A 25,452-nucleotide genomic window follows, 5' to 3' on the forward strand; every position below is an offset into this window, starting at 1 on the left:
CAAAGAATATTAAACACACCAAAGGGAAGTGAATGAAACGCGTCAGTCTCACGCAACACCTGGTCGAAGAACAACGGCTGCATAACTCCATTCCGGCCGAACTGCGCCTGCTGATCGAAGTGGTCGCGCGCGCCTGCAAGACCATCAGCCATTCGGTCGGCAAGGGAGCGCTCGGCGATATCCTCGGCAGCGCCGACACCGAGAACATCCAGGGCGAAGTGCAGAAAAAGCTGGACGTGATCTCGAACGAGATCCTGCTCGAGGCGAACGAATGGGGCGGCCACCTGGCGGCGATGGCGTCGGAAGAGATGGAATCGATCCATCCGATCCCGAACCGTTATCCGATGGGCGAATACATGCTCCTGTTCGACCCGCTCGACGGCTCGTCCAACATCGACGTCAACGTCTCGATCGGCACCATCTTCTCGGTGCTCAAGGCGCCCGAAGGCATGGGCACGCCGACCGAAGCGGACTTCATGCAGGCCGGCAGCATGCAGGTCGCCGCCGGCTATGCCGTGTACGGCCCGCAGACCATGCTGGTGCTCACCACCGGCAATGGGGTGAACTGCTTCACCCTGGACCGCGAAATGGGTTCGTGGGTGCTGACCCAGCGCCACATGATGATTCCCGAGGCGACCAAGGAATTTGCGATCAATATGTCGAACCAGCGTCATTGGCATGCGCCGGTGCAGCGCTATGTCGACGAGCTGCTGGCCGGGTCGACCGGCGTGCGCGGCAAGGACTTCAATATGCGCTGGATCGCCTCGATGGTGGCCGACGTGCACCGCATCCTGAACCGCGGCGGCATCTTCATGTATCCGGCCGATACGCGCGACACCTCGATGCCGGGCAAGCTGCGCCTGATGTACGAAGCCAATCCGATGGCGATGATCGTCGAACAGGCCGGCGGCGCGGCGACCGACGGACGCACCCGCATCCTCGATATCGCCCCGCACAAGCTGCACCAGCGGGTGCCGGTGTTCCTCGGTTCGAAGAGCGAAGTTGAGCGCGTGAGCAGCTATCACGCCGAGTAAAACTGGTTTTTTTGACAAAAAACCGAAAGATCGCGGATTCGGACTAGCAATTTTGCCGGGTTCTTTGCTAGAATACGCGTCTTCGCCGATTTAGCTCAGTTGGTAGAGCAGTTCATTCGTAATGAAAAGGTCGCCAGTTCGATTCCGGCAATCGGCACCAAGTATATGCATCAAGTCAGAACCCGCACGCCTCACGGCGTAGCGGGTTTTTTCTTGTGGGTGGCCACTGTTGCGGCTTGATGGTGTTGTCAGTCCGGCGTCGATGGTCGCAGGGATGGAATCGGTAACAGGGTTTTTCCGCCCTGCGCGCGGGCGGTGGTTTTGCCGGATTCGAAGCTGCTGATCATGCCCGACAAAAGCGTCGCGTTGAAGGCGGCGACCCCGAATACGGTTGCCAGGGATGCCGTGATCGCGGTGATGATGACGGTTTTCTTGAGGTCTTTCATGTCGGCCTTGATCTCAAGGTAGTGGCGATCCATGTTGTCAAAGCGCTCATCGAGGCGTTTTTCGACTTCAGCGCGCCGCTCCGCCTCCATGCGCCGGTACTCGACCCACTGTTCCCGCGCCTCACGCTGGCGCTCGACTTCCCGTTGCTGGCGCTCCGCCGACTGGCGACGGTGTTCGGCCCATAGCTCCGCTTCGACACGTTGACGTTCTTTTCGCTCGTCGAGCTCGGCTTGATGCCATTGCGCTTGCGTTTGGCGCCATTCGGCGTCGGCTTTCTTGTATTCCGCTTCCAGGCGTTCGCGTTCCTTTTTGCTGTCGGCTTCGGCTTGCTTGCGTTCCGCTTCCAGGCGTTCGCGTTCCTTTGCGCTTTCGGCTTCCAGGCGTTCGCGTTCCTTTTTGCTTTCGGCTTCCGCATGCTTGCGTTCCGCTTCCAGCCGTTCGCGTTCCTTCGCGCTCTCGGCTTCCCGGCGTTCGCGTTCTCTCCTGATTTCCTCTCGTTGTTCTACTTCCAGTCGATAGCGCTCGGCACGCTCCGCGTCCAGGCGCGCATGCTCGGCCCGTTGTTGTTCGCGCCACTCTGCTTCCAGCCGGGCGCGTTCAGCCCGACGCTCGGCGTCTATGCGGTCGCGTTCGTCCATCCGCAGGACCAGCGTTTGGACATTCGCGTCAATCAAGGACATGCGTGTCTCGGCCCAGCTTCTGTGGGCTGCCAGGCGTGACTCGATCTCCTCGCGTGATGGTCCGTTCATCGGTCAAGCATAACGTCCTGCTGACCAGCGTCAAGGCCGCGCGTTTGAGGCAGCGCAATGCAGATCCCCATTTTACCTATTCGCCCGACTAATTTTTCCGTCGAACAGTCGGACTGATAATTTGATGTGCGACTGTGGCCAGCAGGCACGTCGACATGCCCGCACAGGGCGGGCGCGGTGGGGCAGGTAGACAGTCAAATCCATTCCTTGGATGCCCGCAGGCATCCTCAGACGCGATTCATCAAGGTGCGCGCTTCTTGCCGGACCACGCGCCCGACGATGATGCATTCGCCGCCGCGGCAGGCGCGCCGGTGGTACGCCGGGTCCGGATTCATGGAAGACAGATACCATTCGCGGCCCTCGCGCACCAGTTGCTTGACCACCGCTTCGCCATCGAAATTAACTGCGTACAACTCGTTGTTGATCGGCTTGGTATCGGCAATATTGATGACGACCACATCGCCTTCGATCATCAGCGGCCACATGCTGTCGCCCTTGACGCTGATGGCCAGCAGGCATTGCGGCACCAGGTCGTTCTTCTCGATGAAGCGGCGCGGCAGATTGATGGTCGTGTCGGTGTGATCCTCCTGCGATGCCTCGAAGCCCATGACGCCGGCGCGCAAGGTCAGGCTGACCTTCTTGATGGGGATGGAGTCGTCCTGCTCGGTGTCGATCGTGATGCGCCTGCCGACCAGGCGGAAATCGTTCCCGCTCGACTGCGCCATGGCCATCGCATCCTTGGCGGCGGCGTAATCGTCCGCCTGCGAGGCCAGTGCGGCACTGAAGGCCGAGATCGGTACGCCCAGCATCTTCGAAAACTTGATGGCGACGTCGATATTCAAAGGGATTTTTCCGTTGAGATATTGGTTCAACGCGCTTTGGCCGAACTCCATCTGGTTGGCGGCAGCTTCCTGGGACGCAGGCAGCCCTTGGCTGCGGCGCGCGTGTTGCCACTCAATGAAGAGTTGCTTGAGCTGCGCTGCTTCCGCGAGCTCGTGTTGGTTTAGGGGGAGGGCTGGCATAGACCGAACAATATAAGGAAAACTAATAAAAAGCAATCAGTCTGACTGTTGACAAAGGTGATTAGTAAGACTAATATAGTGGTTATGGATGCAACGATAACAGTCCGGTTTTTTCCCGGCTTTAGCAGGGTTTTGCTGCGCGGGGAGATCGCGATTTCCCCGCGCGCGGGCCCGGTGCACACCGTCTGGCGCGGCCACTCGGCTGAGCCTGAGTGTTGCGCCAGCGGCTTGCGCGACAGCGGCAACATGTGGCGGCGCCACGCGTGCGCGCGCACGACGATGCCCGCCGGGCCTGATCCGGCAGTTTGACCAGTTTGACCACAAGTCCGGCGCCATTGGCAATTGCAATGGCGGCCGCCCCGCCACGTCCGCGCCAGCGGCAGGCATTCCACCAAGGAGAACAGATGACCGTCCAACCAGAACTCAATCACGAAGCGCGCCAGTTGCTCGCTGTCGCATGCGCCTGGCGAGAGAGCCGCAACGCCGCCGTCGCCGCCGGTGGCGTGATCGGGGAATTAACCGCGCTGCGCCATCGCCTTGACGGCGATGCCCTGGCCCAAGCTATCGACACTTACTGGAGGGCAGCATGAGACGTTATCTGGTTGATCAACTGCGTTGCAATATCCTGGCCGCTCTGGCGCACGGCCCTACGCAAGTCGCCCCGCTGGCCCAGCGCCTCGGCGCCGACGCCGAAAAAGTACGCCAGCAATGCCTGGAGCTGTTCCGCGAAGGCGCCATCGGACGCGATCCGCGTACCCGGCGCGCGCACATGGTGTACCGTGCCGCCGGCCTGCCCGACCCGACCGAACCCGATCCGCACCCGATCCAGCGCGTGCTGGCATCCGAATGGAAGGGCCATCCCTACCGCGATCCTCTGGTTGCCGCGCTGTTCGGCCCGACGGGAAGGGCGCATGGAGCTGGCTTTGGCATGTCGCACCATGGCGGCCATCGGGCCGATTGCTAGCCGGCTGTTAGCCGACTCTTAGACCGGTTGCACTGCGGGGCCCGACCAGTGCCGACAGCCCGCGCCTTGCGAGCGCAGGCCAGTCGCACAGTCCAGGTTCGTGCGCGCCCGGCTCACTGCGCCATCGCGCGCAGGTCAGAGGACGCGGGGGGCTTACTGGGCCGCGCAACTGCAACACCATTAATCTAAGTAAGTGCGCATAAATTCTTGCGATTTCTAGCTTCCATAAGCGGCGCCTTGCCGCGTTGCCCACCGCTAGGAGCCTGCGCGGCAGAAGCTCGTCGGCCGAAACGGGTGGAGAAAAGTCCCACTTCCCACCCATTTCTCGGTCTGTAGCTAGGCTACAGACCTCAAAAGTGGGTGTGAATTGGGTTCTTTTCCCACGCGTTTCGCCTCGACTCCTTCTGCCGCGCAGGCTCCTAGCAGTGCTCGCACTGCGTCGCGGCGTGCGCCTCGCAATGCATCCGCTTCTGTTCGCTATAAAATCACAATAATTTCTGCACACCTACTTAGGCAGATTATTCGCTCATCCGATCCTGTATTCGCAGGCATTAATAGCGCACTTTTGAGGCCGCGCAGAGCGGCCGACATCCATATTCCCTCCGTCCCGCATAACGATGCCTCCTGGCATGCATGGCAACTCTGTTAGTCACCGCACAGTGAGCAAAGGGCAATCGTTATATTTTTTGTATTCGGCACCAAAAAAGGTGTCACCACCGCGCTGGTATAAAACTTTTAGAGGAATGGATCATGGACAATCAAAAATCGAATGGCGGCAACGCAAGCAATCTGGGTAACGAAGGTTCGGGCAGCAGCATGGGCAAGGATCTTGGCGCCGGCCGCAGCGACAATAACAAGCCTAACGACAACAACAAGGGCAGCGATCTGAGCAAAAGCGCGACCGATATGCACAAAACCATCGACAAGGCCGCTGAAGCAGCCCAGCCAGTGGTGGACCGCCTGGCTTCCAGCGCCCACGCCGGCGTCGACAAAGTCAGCGGCGCCCTGAGCGGCGTGACCGGTCGCGTCGATGAAAAAACCCGTCAGCTGACCGACGCCTACAAGAACTTCGCAGAAACCGGCCGCGACTATGTTCGCACCAGCCCGGCGACCTCGGTCCTGGTCGCGCTGGGCATCGGCTACACGCTGTCGAAACTGTTGGGCCGTCGTAACTGATCTGCGCTTCATGCGCTGGCATGGTCCCGGGCGGCTTACGCCGTCCGGGCCAGCCCGTACGTCCCTACACCCCGTTTTGATCGTTTCGCTACCGTGCCCTGGCAAGGTGGTGTCGCATTCCCGCGCCGGTCTCTCGTCCCACATATTTTAGTTGAGGTATTTAATGGTTACACGTAAGAAAACTGGCTCATCGGAAGATGGCGCCGGCTCCGTCCTGAGCACCGTCTCCGGCCCGTCCAACGCCCAGCCGCCGACAAGCCTGGGCAGTAGCGATCCGATCGCCGAACAGTTGCTCGTCAAAACCGTCGCTGGTCAACAGCTGGCGGCAGCCATGCCGTTCAATCCGAACAAGCCGGCCGAGTACGGCGACGCTTCGCGCACGCCGCCCGCTGGCGCGACGGCCGAGCCATCGACCGCGCTCGCCACCGGCAGCACCCCGACCGAAACCATCGCCTCCGATAAGCTCGGCAGCGGCGTGGCGCCGGTGGGTGTGAACCCGACCGTGGGCCCGCTCGACCGCGTACGCGTCGACGGCGGCGGACAGCGCCTGACCACCAACCAGGGCGTGCCGATTGCCGATAACCAGCATTCGCTCAAGATCGGCCTGCGTGGACCGACCGCGATGGAAGATTTTATCCTGCGCGAAAAAATCACCCATTTCGACCATGAGCGCATTCCCGAGCGCGTGGTGCACGCGCGCGGCTCGGCCGCCCATGGCTATTTCGAGGCCTACCAGGACATGAGCGCAGTAACGCGCGCATCGTTGTTTGCCCAGCCCGGCAAGCGCACGCCCGTGTTCACCCGGTTTTCGACCGTCGCCGGCGAACGGGGTTCCTCCGATACCGTGCGCGATGTGCGCGGTTTCGCCGTCAAGTTCTATACCGACGAAGGCAACTGGGATCTGGTCGGCAACAACATGCCGGTCTTCTTCATCCAGGACGCCATGAAGTTCCCCGACCTGGTGCACTCGGTCAAGCCCGAGCCGCACCATGCGATGCCGCAGGCATCGAGCGCCCACGATACCTTCTGGGATTTTGTGTCGCTGATGCCGGAATCGACCCATATGCTGCTGTGGCAGATGTCGGACCGCGCCATTCCGCGCAGCTACCGCACCATGCAGGGTTTCGGCGTGCACACTTTCCGCCTGATTAATGCGGCCGGCGAATCGGTGTTCTGCAAATTCCACTGGACCCCGCTGCAGGGCACGCACTCGCTGGTGTGGGACGAGGCCGCCAAGCTGGTGGGCGCCGATCCCGACTACCATCGCCGCGACCTGTGGGAAGCCATCGACAGCGGCAATTTCCCCGAGTGGGAGCTGGCGCTGCAAATCTTCACCGAAGAGCAGGCCGAATCGTTCGCCTTCGACGTGCTCGACCCGACCAAGATCGTGCCCGAAGAACTGGTGCCACTGACCCCGGTCGGCAAGATGGTACTCAACCGTAACCCGGACAACTTCTTCGCCGAAACGGAACAAGTGGCCTTCTGTACCGCCCACATCGTTCCCGGCATCGATTTCAGTAACGATCCGCTGCTGCAAGGCCGTATCCATTCCTACCTGGATACCCAGATCAGCCGCCTCGGCGGGGCGAATTTCCACGAGATCCCGGTCAATGCGCCGATCGCGCCCGTGCACAACAACCAGCGCGACGGCATGCACCGCCAGGCCATCCACCGTGGCCGCGTCAACTACGAGCCGAACTCGCTGGCAGGCGGTTGCCCGTTCCAGGCCGGCATGAAAAACGGCTTCACCAGTTTTCCGCAGACCATCTCGGAAGACAAGGTGCGCGGCAATCCGGAACTGTTCGCCGATCACTATTCGCAGGCGCGCCTGTTCTTCAACAGCCAGAGCCCGGTGGAACAGGCCCACATTGCCGCCGCCTTCCGCTTCGAGCTGACGCGCGTGCAGACCCCGGCCGTGCGCGAGCGCGTGCTGGCCACCCTGGCCAATGTGAATCCGGTGCTGGCCGGTTCCATCGCCGCCGGCCTGGGCATGGATGTGCCGGCGCCGCTGCCGCTGGCGACCGACCGTCCGATGCATGAGTACGAGCCGTCGCCAGCCCTGTCCTTGCTCAGCCGTCCGGGTGAAACCGGGATCCGCACGCGCAAGGTGGCGCTGCTGGTCGCCAACGGCGTCGATGGCGCCATGGTGCGCGCCATCTACAGCTCGTTGCTGGAAGACGGCGCCGTACCGCGCGTGGTCGGCAGCCAGCTGGGCAAGGTCAAGACCAGCGAGGGCGGCACCCTCGACGTGGAAATCACGCTCGAAGCCGGCCCGTCGGTCCTGTACGACGCGGTGGTCGTGCCCGATGGCGATGCCGTCACCGTGCTCGGCCGCGACGCCCACGCGCTCGACTTCGTGCGCGAGCAGTATCGTCACTGCAAGCCGATCCTGGTGGTCGGGGCCGGTGCCGGACTGTTGAAGAAGGCGGGCGTGCCGCCGGCCCTGCCGGACGGTTCGGCCGATCCGGCCCTGATCGGCACCGAGGGCGGCGCCCTGGCCCCGGCCTTGACGGCGTTCAAGACGGCGCTGGCCGGTCACCGTTCGTTCGCGCGCGAAACTGATCCGCCGAAAGTGTAAGCACGGCAGGTCAGCTTCAGCCAAAAAAAACGCCAGCGATGCTGGCGTTTTTTTTCGTCCGGAAAACCGCGTGCGGATCAGTGGAAGGTGTCGTGCTCGCCTTTGCGGCGACGCGACATGAAGCCGATCAGGCCCAGGCCGGCCAGCAGCATGACATAGCTTTCCGGTTCCGGCACGGGCGTGGTCGGCACCTGGAAGGCGGTCTTGCTGATGTCGCGCGCGAAGATGGTCAGGTTCGAGTAATCGGACAGCTTGCCACCCGGGTTGAGCGCGTTCAGGGTCCAGTTGCCGCTGGTTTTGGCGCCGGCGCCGAGGACTTCGTTATCGAACAGCCAGGCCGAGCTGCCGCCGCCGGTATGCATCGCAAACACCAGGTCGAGCTTGACGTTGTTGTTCAGGTCGTTGTTGGCCACGGTCCACGAACCATGACGGCCGTCGGTCTTGTCGAAGGTAAAGGTCAGGCTGGTGCCCAGCTTGCTGGTCGAGATGGCCACGCCATTGTCGGCGCTGCTGTCGAAGGCGGCGATCGAGGTCCAGCCCTGCTTCGAGCCGTACAGCGCAAAGTCGCTGGCGAAACCGCTGCTGCCGCCTTTGCTGGCGTTGCCGCTCTGGGGATTGACGCCGCCGGCATAGTCGAGCGCATCGGCGCCCACGCCATTGAGGGTGACGTCGCTCCTGGCGGTCTTGCCGGCGCTGCCATTGGCAGCGTGCGCGTCGGTGGCGAACAGCATGGTGGTAAAGAGTGCCGCGCCCACGGTAATCGTTTTGGCAATGTTTTTCATGTCGTTTCCGAAATTTAAGAAAGTGATCGAGAAAGCATTGCGGGGGTTAGGCAGCGCTTAAAGCGAATGCGGTAGTACATGACGAATAGTATCGCATGTATTGATGAGATTCAAGTGAGAATGTTATTTCGATGCAATGAAAATGACCTGAATGCAACTATTACGCGTTAGTATCTTGCTAATGAGTAATAACAGCGCACCGAAAAAGATGCTGTACCGGCCTCAACGGCGGGCTACATGCGGCAATCCGGCCGAGCGGCAGGCGGCGATGGACACCTTCACGTGGCATTCTCAACGTTGTCGCAGCCCAACAAAAACGCCAGCACGAGGCTGGCGTTATGGATGGGTGCGGCGCAGCGATCAGCTGAACAGCGGCTGCGCGGTCTTGCGGCGGCGCGTCATGAAACCGACCAGGCCCAGGCCGGCCAGCAGCATGACGTAGGTTTCCGGTTCCGGCACCGGGGTGGTCGGTACCTCGAAGGCGGTCTTGCTGATATCGCGCGCGAAAATGGTCAGGTTTTCGTAGCCGGCCTTGTTGCCGAACAGGGCCAGGCCGTTGAAGGTCCAGCTGCCGTTGCTGGTCGACGCGGCGCCGATGGTTTCATTGTCGAACAGGAAGGCCGAGCTGCCCATGCCGCCGTACATGGCGAACACCAGGTCCAGCTTGACGTTGTTTTTCGCATCGTTGTTGGCGACGGTCCACGAACCGTGGCGGCTGTCGGCCTTGTCGAAGGTGAAGGTCAGGTTGGTGCCCAGCTTGTTCGTGCTGACCGAGACGCCATTGTCGGCGTGGCTGCCGAAGGCGGCGATCGAGGTCCAGCCCTGCTTCGAGCCGTACAGCGCGAAGTCGCTGGCAAAGCCGCCGCTGCCGCCCTTGGTGACGAAAAAGCCCTGCGGATTGACCAGCACGGCGTAGTCGACCGCATCGGCGCCGGCGCCGTTGAGGGTCACGTCGCTCTTGGCGGTCGTGCCGTTCCAGGTCGCCTGCGCGCTCGAGGCGAACAGCAGGGAGGTGCACAGTGCCGCACCCAGGGTAATATTTTTAGCAATGTTTTTCATGTCGTTTCCGATAACGGGGGAATTAAATGGAGGAGCATTGCGGGGATGAGGCAAGGCTTGTTGCAAATGCGGGAATGGGGCACATCATAACGCGTATATTGGTGATTTTCAAGCAAGAAAGTTATATTGATGCAATTTAACTGATAAAAAAACAACGCTAGCGCCATTTATTGTTTTCAAAAGAAAAACGCCAGCGCGAGGCTGGCGTTCGATGCTGCGGGGCTTGCCGTCTTATTTCGACAAATCGACCGCCGCCGTGTGGTGGACCACGCCCTTGTCGCGGCGCAGGCGCTCCATGCCGCGCTTGAGCAAGTGTTCCAGGTCATCGATGTAGGTGAACACGGCCGGCACCACCAGCAAACTGAGCAGGGTGGAGGTGATCAGGCCGCCGATCACGGCAATCGCCATCGGCGAGCGGAAGCTCGGGTCGGCGCCCCAGCCCAGCGCCAGCGGCATCATGCCGGCGCCCATGGCGATGGTGGTCATGATGATCGGGCGGCTGCGCTTGTGGCAGGCGTCGACCAGCGCGTCGAAGCGGTTCATGCCCGCCTCGCGCGCCAGGATCGCATAATCGACCAGCAGGATCGAATTTTTGGTCACGATCCCCATCAGCATGATCAGGCCGATCATGGACGGCATCGACAGCGCTTTTCCGGTCAGCAGCAGGCCCACGATCGCGCCGCCGATCGACAGCGGCAGCGCCGCCAGAATGGTCACCGGCTGCAAGAAGTCCTTGAACAGCAACACCAGCACGCCGTAGATGCACAGCACCCCGATCAGCATCGCCACGCCGAAACTGGCGAACAGCGACTGCATCTCCTGGGCGTCGCCCAGTTCCGCGATCTTCACCGACGCCGGCAGGTTTTGCATCGCGGGCAGGGCGCGCGCTTCGTCGTTGACTTCGCCCAGCGAGCGGCCCGACAGCTCCACTTCGAGCGTGACATTGCGGCTGCGATTGAGGCGGTCGATCTGCGCCGGTCCGCTTTCCATGGTGATGCTCGCCACGTTGTCGAGCATGACCGGGCCGTTCTTGCCCGGCACCGTCAGCCGTCCCAGCGCCGACAGGTCGGCCCGCACCGCGTCCGGCAGCTTGACCCGGATCGGCACCTGGCGCTCGCTCAGGTTCATCTTGGTCAGCGCCGTGTCGTAGTCGCCGGCGGTGGCCACGCGCACCGTCTCGCCGATGGACGCGGCGGTCACGCCCATGTCGGCCGCCTTGGCAAAGTCGGGCCGCACGATGATCTCGGGACGCACCAGCGATGCGCTCGAACTGACGTTGCCGACGCCCTTGAGCGTACGCATTTCGCGTTCCACCTGCTGCGCCGCGGCGGTCAGCGCCACCGGGTCTTCGCTGCGCAGCACCAGCTGCATCTTGACGCCGGTGTCGGCCGGGCCCACGTTGAACCTGGCGCCGGGGATCTGATCGAGCTTGGCGCGGATCTGGCGCTCCAGCTGGTCCATCGATTCCTTGCGGTCGTTGCGGTGCAGCGTGGTCAGGGTCAGCACCGCGCGTCGCGCTTCGGCCGAGGCGCCGGGAGCGAAGGCGTCGCCGCTCGAACCCCCGCCGATCGAACTGAAGATGCCTTGGATGCCCGGTACTTCCATCGCCGCCAGGCGCGCCCGTTCGGCCACCGCGCGCGTCTCGGCCAGGGTGGAACCGGGCGGCAGTTCGACGTTGATCATGGTCTGGCCGCGGTCGGCCGCCGGCACGAAGCCGGTCGGCAGCAGCGGCACCAGCATGATCGAGCCGACGAAGAACAGGGCCGAGGCGATCACGGTCACCAGGCGGTGCTTCAGGCACCACTGCATGGCATTCATGTAGCGCGTCATGAGCCAGCCGTCCTTTTCCTCTTCATGCGGCAGGTCCTTGAGGATGTAGGCTGCCATCATCGGTGTCAGCAGGCGCGCCACCACCAGCGAGGCCAGGATCGCCAGCACCGCGGTCCAGCCGAACTGCTTGAAGAACAGGCCCGGCACGCCGCCCATGAAGGCGGTCGGCAGGAACACCGCGACCAGTGCGAAGGTGGTGGCGATCACCGCCATGCCGATTTCGTCGGCCGCTTCCATGGCCGCCTGCATCGGGCTCTTGCCCATGCGCAGATGGCGCGAAATATTCTCGATCTCGACGATCGCATCGTCCACCAGCACCCCCACCACCAGCGCCAGCGAGAGCAGGGTCACGGTGTTGAGCGTGTAGCCGAACAGGTACTGGCCCAAAAACGCGGGAATCACCGACAGCGGCAGCGCGGCGGCGGCCACCAGGGTGGCGCGCCAGTCGCGCAGGAACCACCACACCACCAGCACCGCCAGGATCGCGCCTTCGTACAGCAGCTCCATCGAGCCGTCGAAGTTTTCCTGCACCGGCTGGGCGTTGTCGATCACTTCCTTCAGCGCCACGTTCGAATGGGCCGCCTGCAGTTCGGCCACGGCGGCGCGCGTGCCTTCGGCCACCGCCAGTTCGCTGGCGCCCTTGGTGCGGAAAATCTCGAAGCCGACCACGCGCTTGCCATCCTGCTCGGCCACCGAGCGCGGCTCGGCCACCGTATCGGTCACGCTTGCGATCTGGTCGAGGCGCACGCGCCGGCCGTCCGGCAGCGGAATATCCATCGCCGCCAGTTGATCGGCCGTCTGCACGGTGGCGATGGTGCGCACCGACTGCTCGGCGCCCGAGACGTCGCCGCGTCCGCCCGGCGCTTCGCGCTGCACGCTGCGCAGCTGGCGCGACACGTCCACCGCAGCCACCTGCAAGGCCGCCATGCGCGCATCGTCGAGTTCCACCCGGATCTCGCGCTGCACGCCGCCCACGCGCTTGACCGCGCCCACGCCCGGCACGCTCAGGATGCGCTTGGCGACCGCATTGTCGACGAACCAGCTCAGTTCCTGGTCGTCCAGCGGCACCCCGCCCTTGCCCGGCGCCGCGCTGGCGCTATAGGTCAGGATCACGCGGCCAGCCGTGGAAATCTTGGTCACGGTCGGATCGCGCATTTCGGCGGGCAGGTCGGCCTTGACCCGCGCCACCGCGTCGCGCACATCGTTCACCGCTTCCGAGATATTTTTCTCGAGGATGAATTCGACCGTCACCGTGGCCACGCCATCGAGCACCTTGGTCGAGATGTTCTTCACGCCTTGCAGGGTGGCGACCGAATCCTCGATCTTGCGCGCCACTTCCGTTTCCAGCTGCGCCGGCGCGGCGCCGTCGAGCGTGGCGGTCACGCTCACGATCGGCAGTTCGATGTCCGGAAAGTCCTGTACCGGGTTGGCCTTGTAGGCCAGCAGGCCGGCCAGGGTCAGCAACACGAACAGCATGATCGCCGGTATCGGGTTCTTGATTGATAGGGATGAAAAATTCATGGTGGTTCCTTATTTGGCCGCGCTCGCCGGCGTCTTGGCCGGAGCGGCGGCAGGCACGTTGCGTACCAGGTCGCCTTCGTTCAGGAAGCCGGCGCCGCTGACCACGATCAGCGAATCTTGTGTCAGGCCCTTGGTCACTTCGATGCGCTCGCCCAGGCGCCGTCCGGCCTGCACCTTGAGCTGGCTGACCCGGTTATCCTGGTTCAGGCGGAACACGTAGCTGAAGCCGTCGCGCACCACCACCGCCTGCTGCGGCACGGTCATGGCGTCCGAGGTGCCCAGTTCAAACTGGCCGCTGGCGAACATGCCGGCCTTGAAGGGCGCGTTGGCGCCGGCGGCAGAGGTGGCCGACGGAAGGTCGACATACACCAGCGCGGAGCGGGTCTGCGGGTCGATGGTCGGCGCGATCATGCGCACCTTGCCGGTCAATTCACTGCCGTTGGCCGCCTTGACCACGGCGCTGGTGCCGGGTTTCAGGCGCGCCAGTTCGGCCGCCGTGACTTCGGCGCGCCACTCCAGGCGTCCCTGGCGGATCATGCGGAACAGTTCCGTGCCCACGCCCACCACCGAACCGACGGTGGCGGTGCGCGCCGAAATCACGCCATCGTCGGGCGCGGTCACCTGCGTGTACTTCAGGCGCAGCTGCTGCGACGACAGCGCCGCCCTGGCCGAGGCGATGCGCGCCCTGGCGGTCTGCTCGGCCGTCTTGTACTGGCTGATCTGCTGGGCCGACAGCGCGCCCGAATTTTCGAGCGTACGGGCGCGCGCCGCGTTGGCCACCGCTTCGGCGGCATTCGCTTCCGCTTCGAGCAGGGCGGCGCGCGCCTGCGCCACGTCGGCGTTGACGCTGTCGGCCGAGAACACGGCCAGCACCTGGCCTTTTTTGACCACGTCGCCGACGTTGACCTTCACATCGGTCAGGCGCAGCCCGCCCGACTCGCTGCCGATCACCGCTTCCTGCCAGGCCGCCACGTTGCCGTTGGCGCCCAGCTTGATCGCCAGGGTGGCCGGCGACGGCTTGGTGGTGGTGACGGTCAGCGCCGGTTTGGGCGCGGCGTCTTTCTTGTCGTCGGCCGCCACCGAATCGGAGGAGACGGCCATCAGGGCGCCGCTGGCCAGCACCAGGGCGCCGATCACCAGCGCGGCGGCCGGTTTGAGCTTGAGGTTTTTCAAAGTGGTCTGTGCAGAGTTTGTCATGGTGTTGTATCCGTAGTCGTGTCGGGCGGTCAGTTCGGGGTGGCGGTCCAGCCGCCGCCGGCGGCGCGGTACAGCGCCACCGATGCGGCGCTGCGTTCGCGCTGCAAGGTCACGACCGCGTTCTCGGCGGCCAGGCGGGTGCGGCGCGCGTCTTCCAGTTCCAGCAGGCTGCCCAGTCCATTCTTGTAGCGGTCTTCGGCGGCGCGAAAGGCCGCGCGGTAGCCGTCCAGCGACACCTGCGCATCAACGCTGCGCTCGGCCGCGCTGTTCAGGTTTACCAGCGCTTGTTCCACTTCGCTCACGGCGCGCCGCGCGCTGGCACGGTACGCGACCACGGCCGCGTCGTAGCGCGCCCTGGCGGCATCCACATTGGCGCTGCGCCGACCGCCGTCGAAGATCGGCAGGGTCAAGGCCAGCGGGCCGATGCTCCAGGTGTCGAACTGGTTGTTGTCGCCGCCGCTGCGCAGGTTCGCACGGCCGATCGAGCCTTGCAGCGACAGGCGCGGATAGCGCTGCGCCTGCGCGCTGCCGACCTCGAAACTGGCGGCCGCCACTTCGCGTTCGGCGATAAATACGTCGGGGCGCTGGGCCAGCACCTGGGCCGGCAGGGCCGCAATCGTCACGCCTGGGGGCGTCACCGGCGTGCTGGCCAGCAGACGCGCGCGCAGGTCCGGCTCGTCGATCGCGGTCAAGGACACCAGGGTTTTGATATCGATGTCGCACAAGGCGCGCTGCAAGGTGGCGCGGCTCTTGCCCTCGGCCGCGCTGGCGCGCGCCAGGGCCGCCGTGGCGGGCGCCTGGAACCCGGCGTCGGCCGACAGCCCGGTCAGGCGCGCCGTGTCGTCGCGCGAAGCGGCGTCGAGGCGGGCCACCGCCAGCAGCTGCTCGCACGAGCGCAGGCTGTAATACTGGTTCGCCACTTCGGCCGCCACCGCCACGCGCGCGTCGTGCCAGCTGGCGTTGGCCCCAGCCAGCCGTTCCTCGGCCGCGTTGCGGGTGGCGCGCAGGCCGCCGAACAGGTCGATCTCCCAGGCGCTTTGCAGGCCGCCCTGGCTGGTGGTGCCGAGGGCCTGGGTGCCTTGCTGGTTGGTGCGGCTCACATTGCCGAAAGCGTCCAGGGTCGGCGCCAGCGCGGCGCCGGCCGCCACCCGGTCGGCGCGCGACTGCACGATGCGCGAGCGCGCCGTGGCCACGTTCGGGCTGGCCGTCTGCGCCGCCTCCACCAGTTGCCCCAGCAGCGGGTCGCCCTGTTCGCGCCACCAGGCCGACAGGTCGGTCAGGCTGCCGTTGTGCGGCAGCGGCGCCTGCCATTGGGGCGGCACTGGCGCGTCGGTTTTGCTTGGGGGCGCCAGCGCGCATCCTCCCAGGGCCAGCGGCAGCAGGGCCGCACTCAGTACATGGACGATCTTCATGCTTTCTTCTTTCGTGGCTTTTTAATCGGTTGAGTCGCTTGGATTGTTTGCGCGGCGTCGCCCTTGCGGCGCGCCAGTTCGGCGTTGACCATCGCTTCGCCGTAGTCGACCAGGCGCGCCATCCAGGCATCGATGGCGGCGTCGTCTTGCAGCAGGTGCGGGTTGATGCGGTCGATCACGTCGCGCGTGACCATCAGCTGCACCGCCAGGCCGACGATCGAAAAGCCCAGGCGCAGCAGGTCGTCGTCGGGCGTGGCCAGGCCCAGGTGGCGGCCCAGCACCATCACCAGCGCCGCGTGGGCCGGCTTGATGCCGTTGTCGATTTCTTCGGCCCACACGCCGGTCGGTTCGAGCATCTCGCGAAACCACAGCCGCATCGACAGGCGCGCCATGTCGCCGCGTTTCAGGTCGGCCATCATGATGCCGTAGAAGCCTTCGAGCGTTTCGCGCAGGGTGGCGTCGGTCGCGGTGAACGCCTCCAGGTTGGCCTCGCAGCCGGGCGACGGTTCGGTGAAGGCGGCGCGGTACAAGCCGGCCTTGTCGCCGAAGTAGTAGCTGATCGACGCAATGTTGGTGCCGGCGGCCAGCGCGATCTCGCGGGTGGAGGTTTTGGCGAAGCCCTGCTCGGCGAACAGGCGGGTCGCCGCCAGCAGCAGCCGCTCGCGCGACTGCGCGCCGTCCGAGCGCGTGCGGCGCGCATCGTCGGCCAGTAAAGTCAGTGTTTTTTCCATGCCGCGATTTAATCACGAAAATCAAACGATTGATATAACTAAAGCGTTCGTTTTAACTAAACCGGCACATCTTTACATTCGGCTTACATTGAGGGCCATCTTGTGCGCAAATTAACGGGAACTTTTTACCGCTTGAGGCGCAATACCTGTAAGGCGGGGATGTTCCTTGCCACTTTTCGATCGGCCTGCCCATGAAACGCACTGTCTTCGTCCTGTTCGCCGCCGCCGCGCTGGCCGGCGCGCGCGCCGCGCCGCTGCCGCCCGGCCAGGAGGCCGCCCATGTACTGAACCGTATCGCCTTCGGCCCAGCGCCGGGCGGCCTGGAACGCGTGACCCGCAGTGGCGTGCGCGCCTATATCGACAGCCAGCTCGCCCCCGAATCGATCGCCTTGCCGGCCGCGCTGGGCGAGCGCCTGGCCAGCCTGGAAACGCCCAACCGCAGCGCCGGCAAGACCCTGGCCGAATTTGAAGAAGCGCGCCGCAATGCGCGCGACGACACGCCGGCCGCCCAGGAGCTGCGCCGCGCGCGCGTGGCCCGCATCGCCCGCGAAACGGCCGAAGCGCGCCTGCTGCGCGCCATCGCCAGTCCGCGCCAGCTCGAAGAAGTGATGGTCGACTTCTGGTTCAACCATTTCAACGTGGCCGCCTCCAAGGGCAATGTACAGGCGCTGGTAGCCAGCTACGAGCGCGATGCGATCCGGCCGTACGTGTTCGGCTCCTTTCGCCAGCTGCTGGGCGCCACCGCGAAGCACCCGGCCATGCTGTACTACCTCGACAACTATCTGTCCGCCGCCGCCGCCCCGGCCAAGGCCAAGGGGCGTGCGCGCGGCCTGAACGAAAACTATGCGCGCGAACTGATGGAACTGCACACGCTCGGCGTCGACGGCGGCTACAGCCAGCGCGACGTGACCGAACTGGCACGCATGCTGACCGGCTGGACCTACGACCAGCGCGCCCTGATCGGCGAGGATCAAACCTTCCGCTTCGATCCCAGGCGCCACGACCAGGGCGCCAAGACCTGGCTGGGACGCGCGGTGGCGGCCGACGGCCAGCAGGAAGGCGAAATGGCGCTCGACGTGCTGGCCGTGCATCCGGCCACGGCGCGCCACCTGAGCTACAAGCTGGCCCAGTACTTCGTGCGCGACGATCCGCCGGCGGCCTTGGTCGAGCGCATGGCGGCAACCTGGCAAGCCAATGGCGGCGACATTCGCGGCGTGCTGCGGGTGCTGTTCGCCAGCGAGCAATTCCTGGACCCGGCCGCCATCGGCGCCAAGTTCAAGACCCCGTATCAATATGTGGTGTCGGCGGCGCGCGCCAGCGCCACGCCGCCGGGCGACATCGGCCCGCTGCTCGGCACCCTGACCCAGCTCGGCATGCCGCTGTACGGCTGCCAGACGCCGGACGGCTACAAGAATACCGAAGCGGCCTGGATGAACCCCCATGCGCTGACCCGGCGCATCGTGTTCGCCACGGCGCTCGGGGCGGGGCGGCTGGCGCTGGCCAAAGGCGCGCCAGTGGTGGCGCTGGCGGACGCCAGTTCGGTCACGCCGGCCCCGCTCGACCCGTTGCTGCTGGCGGCGACCCTGGGTGCTTCGGTGTCGCCGCGCACGCAGGAACTGGTGGCGGCCTCGCCGCTTGCCCTGCGCGCGGCGATGCTGCTGGGCGGCCCCGATTTTATGCAGCGCTAACAGGAGAGACGCATGCAACGCAGAGACTTTTTATCCTCGATGGCGGCCGGCGCCAGCCTGCTGGTGCCGCTCGGGCGCAGCGCCTGGGCTGCCAGCGGCACCAGCGGCACCAGCGCCACCCGCCAGAAACTGATCGTCGTGATGCTGCGCGGGGCCGTCGATGGCCTGAACGTGGTCGCGCCCGTCGGCGACGCCAACTACCGGCGCCTGCGCCCGACCATCGGACTGGAATTGCCCGGTACGGACGGCGGTGCGCTCGACCTGGACGGCTACTTCGGCCTGCATCCGGCGCTGGCACCCCTGATGCCGCTGTGGCGGCAAAAGCAGCTCGCGTTCGTGCACGCCAGCGGCTCGCCCGACGAGAGCCGTTCGCACTTCGACGCGCAGATCTATATGGAGACGGCCACGCCGGGCCGCAAAAGCACGCCCGATGGCTGGATGAACCGGCTGGTGACGGCGCTGCCGGGCGACTCCGCGGCCAGCCGCGCGATCAGCATCGGCCCGCTGATGCCGCGCATCCTGAGCGGGCCGGCGGCGGCGATCAACCTGCCCAACGGCGCCGGGGCGACCCGCGCCGATGTGCTCGACCGCCCGGCGGTGGGCGCCGCGTTCGACCAGTTGTATGCCTCGCACGCGCGCTTCGGACGCGCCTACAGCGAGGGCAGGGTGGCGCACAAGGAGGTGATGCAGGCGGCGATGAGCCAGGAGATGCAGGCGGCCGACAACGGCGCGCCGCTACCGAATGGTTTTCCGGACGATGCGGCGCGGCTGGCGGGCCTGATGCGCAGCGATGCGCGCATGCAGGTGGCGTTTATCGCGCTCGGTGGCTGGGACACGCATGCCAACCAGGGCGCGGCGAGCGGGCAGCTGGCCAACCGGCTGGCGCCCGTGGGACTCGGGCTGGCCACGCTGGCGCAGCGCCTCGGGCCGATGTTCGAGCACACGACCATCATCGTGATGTCGGAATTTGGCCGCACCGCGCGCCAGAACGGCAACGCCGGCACCGACCATGGGCATGGCAACGCCATGTGGCTGCTGGGCGGACGGGTAGCCGGCGGCAAGGTGTATGGCGACTGGCAGGGCGTGGGCGACGACGCGCTCAACGAAGGACGCGACCTGCCGGTAAGCACCGATTTTCGCTCGGTGCTGGCGCAGGTGGCCGAAAAACACCTGCGTTTGCCGGATGGTCAACTGGCCAGATTGTTTCCGGACATGCCGCGCAAGGCGCTGGGGTTTCAATTATTGCAAGTGTAGGGTGAAATATTTGTATCCGTAGCGCAACACCGTAGAAATACCGTATTGCAGCGCACCATAAATGAGAATATAGTGGACTTGTCTCCTCCAGTTTTCTCAGAAGATTGGATTGCCGCCCGCACCGTCAAGGTCGCGGGCGTTTTTTTTGGTGTGGAGCACAGCGTCCAACGGTGCAGGCCAGCCCAGCTTAGGGAAGCTTGACAGTTCCTTTCCCGCTAAGGTTGCGCTCTCCAAGCTTGGCAGTGATATTGTCGTCCTCGCCTGCCTTGCCTGGCCCGCCGGACGGACCCATGGCGCCGGGACGCCCGCTTTGTCCGGATCGTCCCGCGGGGCGGCAAAGCCCGCTCGCGCTCCCTTCCTGCCCGCCGCCTCCGCCGGCACCGCCCGGCCCGCCCATGCCCGGTTTACCCGCCGCCCCACCGACCGCCGTGACCTTCAGATTCGTATCGTCAGCTTGAGCAAGCAGGCGGACCTCCACCGGTCCGGCGTTGCCGCCATCCGCACCGTGCCCGCCGGCGCCTCCGCTACCTCCGTCGCCCCCCGTGCCGCCATAGCCGGGACCGGAAGAACAATCGAACATGCCTGACTGTGCCGAATGACCTTGTCCGCCCGCCCCACCGGGGCCGCCCGAACCGCCTGTGCCTCCGTCGCCGCCGTCCTGGCCATGATTGGCGATCGTCAGTCTGGCGACCATAGGATTGTTGACTGTCACGCGGATTACGCCGGCATGTTTGCCAGGCGTGCCCGCTGCGCCCTCTCTTCCGGGCTGCCCAGCAGAGCCGGCCTGTTGCGGTCCACCATTGGTTCCTGACTGGCCAGATGCACCCTGGACGCCAGCGGCCGCAGGACCGGCAAAGGCGCGAATCACAAGGTCCTTGTCGATCGCATCGGCCTCGATCAGCAAGGCATGCCCGTTGGTGGTGATGTCGCGTACCGAGGAATGTGCCCACTTCAGCGTGGTGGGGCGCTCGAGCACCATCCGTTCGGCGCCCGCGATCGGTACCTGGGCAACGGGCGCCGGCGTGCTTGGCGTGGCGGGCCGCGCACCCGCCGCCAGTGCTGCTTGCTCTGCAGTGATATCAAACTTGGCATCGCGTCGCCTGGATTTCTTGCCTTTGTCAGTGACAGTCACCATCACTGTAAAGTGCCCGGCGCGATTGGTTGGCAGAAATACCTGCGAGTTATTGGTGCCGGCCACCTCCTTCGGTATGACGCCGGATCCCGCAACTTCCCAACGGTATGATATGTCTTTCACCTCGCCGTCCCCGTCAGTGGCAAGTGCCAGGGCAATTGGTCCGGTTCCAGTGTTCGGGTCGGTAATCCGGATTTCGGTATCCGGAGGCTGATTCACAATCAGCCTGGATGCTGCATCGGACAGGGCGAGCGCCACAGCAAAAACTGCCGCAATAAATGCAAGAATGGCAACTAAATGGCGTTCCCAAAATGGCTTCGATGGTTCACTGGATTGCATAGTTACAATGATTCTTCGCTCAGTCATCGCTCAGGCTCCTTGTCAATACAAACGCAGACAACGATCGAGTATAACGAGCAAGGAAATCCGCATCAACCGTTGAGGGCGCCGCTGCACGGTTTGGGGGGCAAACCTGCCTGCAATGTCCAATGTCGTGTCTAATGGGTCACAGTGGGAGTGGCGTCACTGATGCGTGACAGCGGCCAGGCCTGCCGATCCGCAGGCCTGGCGATGTCAGACCCTGCGCGCGGCCGGGTAGTGCAAGGGTCAGCGCTTCTCGCGCAAGGCGAGGATGAAGGTGCTGCCGCTGCCGTAGTCGCTCGTGAAATACAGGTTCCCGCCCAGCAGATTGGCCAGGTTCTGGCACAGGTACAGTCCCAGTCCCGCCCCTTCGGCATGCCGGGTCGAGGTTGAATCGAGCTGCGAAAACGCCTGGAACAGCTTCGACTGGTCTTCCGGCTTGATGCCGGCCCCGCTGTCGGTCACGCTGAACTCCGTCAGTAACTGGCTGGCGTCGAGCCGCTGCGACAAGGCCACCTTCACCGATCCCTGGTCCGTAAACTTGATCGCGTTATTAACCAGATTGATAATAATCTGGGTCAGCGCGCGCCGGTCCGAATCGATCACGATCGCTTCAGGCGGCAGTTCCACCGACAGCGACAATCCCTTTTGCGCAGCCAGCGGACGCAGGGTGTCGGCCGTATGGTTGATCAGGTCCTGGCACTGCACGCGCTCGAGCGCCAGGGTCACCTTGCCGGCTTCGATCTTGGCCACATCCAGGATGTCGTTGATGAGCGAGAGCAGATGGCGCGCGCTCGAACGGATGGTGTTGAGCTGCTTGTCCTGGTCCGGCGTGAGCGGGCCGGGAAGCTTCATCAGCAGCGCGCCGGTAAAGCCGATGATGGCATTGAGCGGGGTGCGCAGCTCGTGCGACATATTCGCGATGAAGGCCGACTTCATGCGGCTCGCTTCGGCCAGTTCCAGGTTCTTGTGCGCGATTTCGCGGTTGATGGTTTCGAGTTCGGCCGCGTGGTGCGCCAGGCGCATATTGAGTTCGATCACCTGGCGCTCGCGCGCCTGCAGCTCGCTGTTGACCTGCACCGCCTGTTCGTAGGTCGAAATGAGCAGGTCGAGGATCTGCTGGCGCCCGGCGTTGATGAAATGCTTCTGGTTGCCGAGATAAAGCGCAATGCCCGCCTCCACCTCCGGCGGCGGCCCTTCGCGCAGGCGCAGGTTGAGCAGCATGTGGCTGATCCTGCTGAGCAGGTAATCCTCGGCATACGGCTTGCGCACGAAATTATCGGCGCCGCACTCGATGCCGCGGATGATGTCCTTGGGGTCGTTCAGCGCCGTCACCAGAATCACCGGGATCTCGCCCAGGGCCGGGTCGGACTTGATGGTCCGGCAAAGTTCGTAGCCGTCCATCTCGGGCATGATGATGTCGGACAGGACCAGGTCGGGTTTTTGCTCGCGGATCAGGGCAAGGGCCAGCTGGCCGTTGAGGGCCACGCGCACCCGGTACGACTTGGACTGGATCAGCCGCCGCAGCCGCTCGGCCTGGGTCGGGCTGTCTTCGACGATCAGTATCTCGAATTCTTCTGGCTGGATTTGGTACGTCGAGTCCACGACATGGCTCCTTGCACGGCGGCTGCGTTGCACACGACTATATCGGATTTATCGCGCCACATGGTAAATTTACAGATACGATAATGTCACTGTTTTTTACTCCGTGTCGCCCTGGAAGCCTCCCGTGCGCCAGGTCAGCACCAGGGTATCGCGGTGGCCGTTCTCGCCAGCCGGCTGGATCGGGGTCGATTCGTGGATGACGGTGGCGTCGTCGAGCAGGATCAGGGTCCATGGTTCGAGCATGGTGAAGCGCTTGCCATCCGGGCCGGCGGCGTCGAAAATGCGCGTCTCGCCGCCTTTGATATGGCTGCGCCCGACCAGCAGCACGGCCACGAAGTCGACGCCGTCGCGGTGCGCGCCTTCCGGGGTGGGACGGCCGATGCCTTCGAGCGTATCGATGCGAAACTGGTGCGCTTCCACGTACCAGGGCTGCGCCGGGCGCACGCGCGAACAGGCGTCGCCCAGGGCGCGCAGCAGCTTGCCCCATGCCGGCAGCGCCACCGTGCCTGGTTCGACCGGTTCGAACAGGCGGTGCATGCCGCCGTGCAGGGCGTTGTATTCGATCGGCTGCCAGTGCGCGCGGTGCGCGGTCTGGGTCAAGGTGGCGCCATCCTGGATGAAGCAGGAGTGGCGCCGGCGCCGGTAACTGCCGCCGTCCTTGAGGTAGTTGTCTGGCGCCAGATGGTCCCAGCTTGGGATCAGGTCATCGAGTTCGGCGAGGCTGCAGCCGGCCAGCGCGGCCACGTCCGCAGGGCGCAGCAGGGCGTAGCCGCTGGTGCGCAGCGCATCGGTGAGTTGGGCGATATCGTTAAAGGGCGGTGCGTGTGTTGTCATCCCGATAGCGTAGCATTTTTCGGCGCCGGCCGTCAGGTGCAGGCACTTACCATTTTTTCACAAGCGTCAGCCGCAGCGAGCGCGATTCGATCGGGTGGAAGTGCACATCCTCGCGCGCGCTCGCCTCGCCAGCCAGGCGCGACTCATAGTAATAAGCGATCGCCGAATCGCGCCGGTTGGTCAGGTTGAAGCCTTCGATCTCCAGCAGCAGTCCATTGGCCAGGCGGTAGCCGATGCGGCCATTCATGGTGGTGCTGCCCGCAGCGCGCACGCTGTTGTCTTCGACGAGCGGACGCGCGCCCACGTAGCGCAGGCGCAGCGCGCCCGACCAGGGACCCTGGTCGAGCGTGAGCGCGAACTGGCCCACGCCTTCGACCGCGCCGGCGATGCGGTCCGCGCCCGCAACCACGCCCGCGCCGCGTGCGCGGGCCTTGGCGAAAGCCAGGTCCAGATCGAGCGAGAGCCATTTGAACGGCTTGTAGTAGTTCGACAGCTCGATCCCGGTGCGGCGGCTCCCCGGGCCGGCTTCGGTGTTGCCGGCGTCGCCCACGTAGACCAGTTCCGAGGCCATGTCGAGCCGGTACAGCGAGAGCGCGCTTTGCAGCCTGGGCACTAGCTCGCTGCGCACGCCCACTTCCAGGCCGCGCGTGCGCGCCAGGCCCGGGGCCGGCGTGGTGCGCTCCACCGTGCCGCGCGCATCGTTACTGTGAAAGCCGTTGCCGGCGTTGAGATACCACTCGGTCTGCGCCCAGGGGCCGAAGATCAGGTTCAGCGAGGGACTGAGCTGATGGTCGCGCGCGCGCGCCGGGCCGCCGCCGCCGCTGGCGCCGCCCTGCACATCGAAGCGGTAGCTGTCGGCGCGCAGGCCGGCCCTGCTGCGCAGTTTGTCGCTCCAGCGCACCTGGTGTTCGGCGAACAGGCCCAAGCTCGATTCGACGACGTGGTCTTCGCGCGTGGTGGAAAGGCGCTCGCGCCGGCGCGTGTTGTACAAACCGTTGAAGATATTGTCGTTCTGGAGTTGCAGGCCGACCGTCACGTCCGAATTGACGCCGGTGCCGTGCCCATGCCAGGTGTGGGTGGCGTCGACGCCGCTGGTCACGCGCCGGTCCGGCTGGCTGAACTGGTCGCCGTTGACCGGATCGTTGAGAAAATAGGTGAAGTTGGAATACAGGTCGAGCTGGTTGCGGATCACGTAGGCGTTGACCTTGGACGCCTGGTCCGCGCCCGTGCGGCGCCACACGCCGGACAGGCTGTAGCGGCGCGCCTGGCCGCCGTCGCTGTCGTCGATGGCGTCGAAGCGGCCGAGCGAACCGTCATCGACGGCACGCTGGGGAATCTGGTCGCTCGCATTCCAGCTGGCGCGGTAGGCCATGGCGCTCACCGTGAAACCGTTGTTGGCGTAGCCCTGACTGTAGCGCAGCACCGCGTTGACCTTGCGGTAGTCGTCGGGCCGGGTGAAGGGGCCATCGTTGTGCATCACCTCCAGCGCGTACAGCAGGTTGCCGCCGCCCGCCTCGGGCGAACCAGCCAGCAGCGCGCGCGCAAAGCCGTTCTGGCCGATGCTGGCGCTGGTGGTCGTTTGCGCCAGCCGGTTGGCGTAGGTGACGGCCGCAGCCCCGGCCGAGGCAAAGTCGCCATCGCGCGCCGAGTACGGGCCTTTGCGGTAATCCATGCGCGCGGCCAGTTCGGGAATCAGGAAATTGAGGTCGGTCCAGCCCTGGCCATGCGCGTGGCTGCGCTGGTTGACCGGCATGTCGTCGACGGTGGTGCGCAGATCGGTGCCGTGATCGAGGTTGAAGCCGCGCAGGAAGAACTGGTTGGCCTTGCCCTCGCCGCTGTGCTGGGTGGCGATCAGGCCGGGGATCGCTTCGAGCAGTTCGCCGGGGCGGTACACGGTGCGCATTTCCAGCTGCTTCTGACTCAGGCTGCCGGCGTTGGCCGCGTCCGCGATGCCGAGCTGGCTGGCGCGCGAGCCGTCGATCAGCACGCGCTGTAAAACCAGGTCGTCGGCGCGCGCGGCGCTGTGGCACACCATGAGCGACAGGGCGATCGGGGTAAGGCGTAAAACGGTTTGCAT

General features: G+C 64.7%; 19 protein-coding genes and 1 tRNA gene. 8 read left to right on the forward strand and 12 right to left on the reverse strand.

The window, feature by feature from the left end:
• Nucleotides 1-32: 32 nt before the first annotated feature.
• Nucleotides 33-1,034 (forward strand): class 1 fructose-bisphosphatase, encoded by a 1,002-nt coding sequence (locus F1609_RS02475; protein WP_166889899.1) that lies wholly within the window; start codon nt 33-35, stop codon nt 1,032-1,034.
• 84 nt (nt 1,035-1,118) lie between these two features.
• Nucleotides 1,119-1,194 (forward strand) — tRNA-Thr (locus tag F1609_RS02480).
• Between the two features lie 88 nt (nt 1,195-1,282).
• Here F1609_RS02480 and F1609_RS02485 read toward each other — a convergent pair.
• Together F1609_RS02485 and F1609_RS02490 are read right to left on the reverse strand one after the other, a co-directional pair.
• On the reverse strand, nt 1,283-2,161 hold the full coding sequence (locus F1609_RS02485) for a coiled-coil domain-containing protein (RefSeq protein WP_167074301.1): 879 nt from the start codon (nt 2,159-2,161) through the stop codon (nt 1,283-1,285).
• A 296-nt stretch (nt 2,162-2,457) separates the two neighbouring features.
• Entirely contained in the window at nt 2,458-3,252 is a 795-nt protein-coding gene (locus F1609_RS02490; RefSeq protein ID WP_267876761.1) for a LexA family transcriptional regulator, read from the reverse strand.
• Between the two features lie 404 nt (nt 3,253-3,656).
• On the opposite strand from F1609_RS02490, the gene F1609_RS02495 reads away from it, so the two are divergent.
• The 4 genes from F1609_RS02495 to F1609_RS02510 all read left to right on the forward strand — a co-directional run bounded on the left by F1609_RS02495 (nt 3,657) and on the right by F1609_RS02510 (nt 7,970).
• Entirely contained in the window at nt 3,657-3,842 is a 186-nt protein-coding gene (locus F1609_RS02495) for a hypothetical protein (protein ID WP_166889906.1), read from the forward strand.
• Nucleotides 3,839-4,216, forward strand: a complete 378-nt coding sequence (locus tag F1609_RS02500) for a hypothetical protein (protein ID WP_167074302.1) — start codon at nt 3,839-3,841, stop codon at nt 4,214-4,216. The genes F1609_RS02495 and F1609_RS02500 overlap by 4 nt, the downstream gene beginning before the upstream one ends.
• A 750-nt stretch (nt 4,217-4,966) precedes the next feature.
• A complete protein-coding gene (locus F1609_RS02505; RefSeq protein ID WP_229421571.1) occupies nt 4,967-5,392 on the forward strand; it encodes an ElaB/YgaM/YqjD family protein in 426 nt (141 codons plus the stop codon).
• A gap of 163 nt (nt 5,393-5,555) precedes the next feature.
• Nucleotides 5,556-7,970: a catalase gene (locus tag F1609_RS02510; protein WP_167074304.1), complete on the forward strand. Its 2,415-nt coding sequence runs from the start codon at nt 5,556-5,558 to the stop codon at nt 7,968-7,970.
• A 77-nt stretch (nt 7,971-8,047) separates the two neighbouring features.
• Here F1609_RS02510 and F1609_RS34180 read toward each other — a convergent pair whose 3' ends face one another.
• The 6 genes from F1609_RS34180 to F1609_RS02540 form a co-directional block, all read right to left on the reverse strand.
• Entirely contained in the window at nt 8,048-8,752 is a 705-nt protein-coding gene (locus F1609_RS34180) for a PEP-CTERM sorting domain-containing protein (protein WP_196785388.1), read from the reverse strand.
• A gap of 360 nt (nt 8,753-9,112) precedes the next feature.
• Entirely contained in the window at nt 9,113-9,811 is a 699-nt protein-coding gene (locus tag F1609_RS34405) for a PEP-CTERM sorting domain-containing protein (protein ID WP_229421573.1), read from the reverse strand.
• A gap of 231 nt (nt 9,812-10,042) precedes the next feature.
• On the reverse strand, nt 10,043-13,162 hold the full coding sequence (locus F1609_RS02525) for an efflux RND transporter permease subunit (protein ID WP_167074306.1): 3,120 nt from the start codon (nt 13,160-13,162) through the stop codon (nt 10,043-10,045).
• Between the two features lie 9 nt (nt 13,163-13,171).
• Nucleotides 13,172-14,359 carry an efflux RND transporter periplasmic adaptor subunit gene (locus F1609_RS02530; protein ID WP_167074308.1) on the reverse strand — a complete coding sequence of 396 codons (1,188 nt, stop codon included), beginning with the start codon at nt 14,357-14,359 and terminating at the stop codon, nt 13,172-13,174.
• 29 nt (nt 14,360-14,388) lie between these two features.
• Nucleotides 14,389-15,771 carry an efflux transporter outer membrane subunit gene (locus tag F1609_RS02535; RefSeq protein ID WP_167074310.1) on the reverse strand — a complete coding sequence of 461 codons (1,383 nt, stop codon included), beginning with the start codon at nt 15,769-15,771 and terminating at the stop codon, nt 14,389-14,391.
• Nucleotides 15,768-16,502 carry a CerR family C-terminal domain-containing protein gene (locus F1609_RS02540; protein WP_167074312.1) on the reverse strand — a complete coding sequence of 245 codons (735 nt, stop codon included), beginning with the start codon at nt 16,500-16,502 and terminating at the stop codon, nt 15,768-15,770. Before F1609_RS02540 ends, F1609_RS02535 begins: the two co-directional genes overlap by 4 nt.
• A 191-nt stretch (nt 16,503-16,693) precedes the next feature.
• On the opposite strand from F1609_RS02540, the gene F1609_RS02545 reads away from it, so the two are divergent.
• Nucleotides 16,694-18,190, forward strand: coding sequence for a DUF1800 domain-containing protein (locus F1609_RS02545; RefSeq protein WP_167074314.1), 1,497 nt, complete (start codon nt 16,694-16,696; stop codon nt 18,188-18,190).
• A 12-nt stretch (nt 18,191-18,202) separates the two neighbouring features.
• Entirely contained in the window at nt 18,203-19,444 is a 1,242-nt protein-coding gene (locus tag F1609_RS02550) for a DUF1501 domain-containing protein (protein ID WP_167074316.1), read from the forward strand.
• 187 nt (nt 19,445-19,631) lie between these two features.
• Here F1609_RS02550 and F1609_RS34995 read toward each other — a convergent pair whose 3' ends face one another.
• The 4 genes from F1609_RS34995 to F1609_RS02570 form a co-directional block, all read right to left on the reverse strand.
• Entirely contained in the window at nt 19,632-20,915 is a 1,284-nt protein-coding gene (locus F1609_RS34995; protein WP_167074318.1) for a collagen-like triple helix repeat-containing protein, read from the reverse strand.
• A gap of 267 nt (nt 20,916-21,182) precedes the next feature.
• Nucleotides 21,183-22,541, reverse strand: coding sequence for a hybrid sensor histidine kinase/response regulator (locus F1609_RS02560; RefSeq protein WP_167074320.1), 1,359 nt, complete (start codon nt 22,539-22,541; stop codon nt 21,183-21,185).
• 96 nt (nt 22,542-22,637) lie between these two features.
• On the reverse strand, nt 22,638-23,375 hold the full coding sequence (locus F1609_RS02565; RefSeq protein WP_167074322.1) for a 2OG-Fe dioxygenase family protein: 738 nt from the start codon (nt 23,373-23,375) through the stop codon (nt 22,638-22,640).
• A gap of 46 nt (nt 23,376-23,421) precedes the next feature.
• The gene (locus tag F1609_RS02570; RefSeq protein WP_167074323.1) at nt 23,422-25,452 is read right to left on the reverse strand and encodes a TonB-dependent receptor; all 2,031 of its coding nucleotides are present in this window, start codon (nt 25,450-25,452) and stop codon (nt 23,422-23,424) included.

It is taken from the genome of Massilia aquatica (genome assembly GCF_011682045.1).
Taxonomy (GTDB): domain Bacteria; phylum Pseudomonadota; class Gammaproteobacteria; order Burkholderiales; family Burkholderiaceae_D; genus Telluria_A; species Telluria_A aquatica.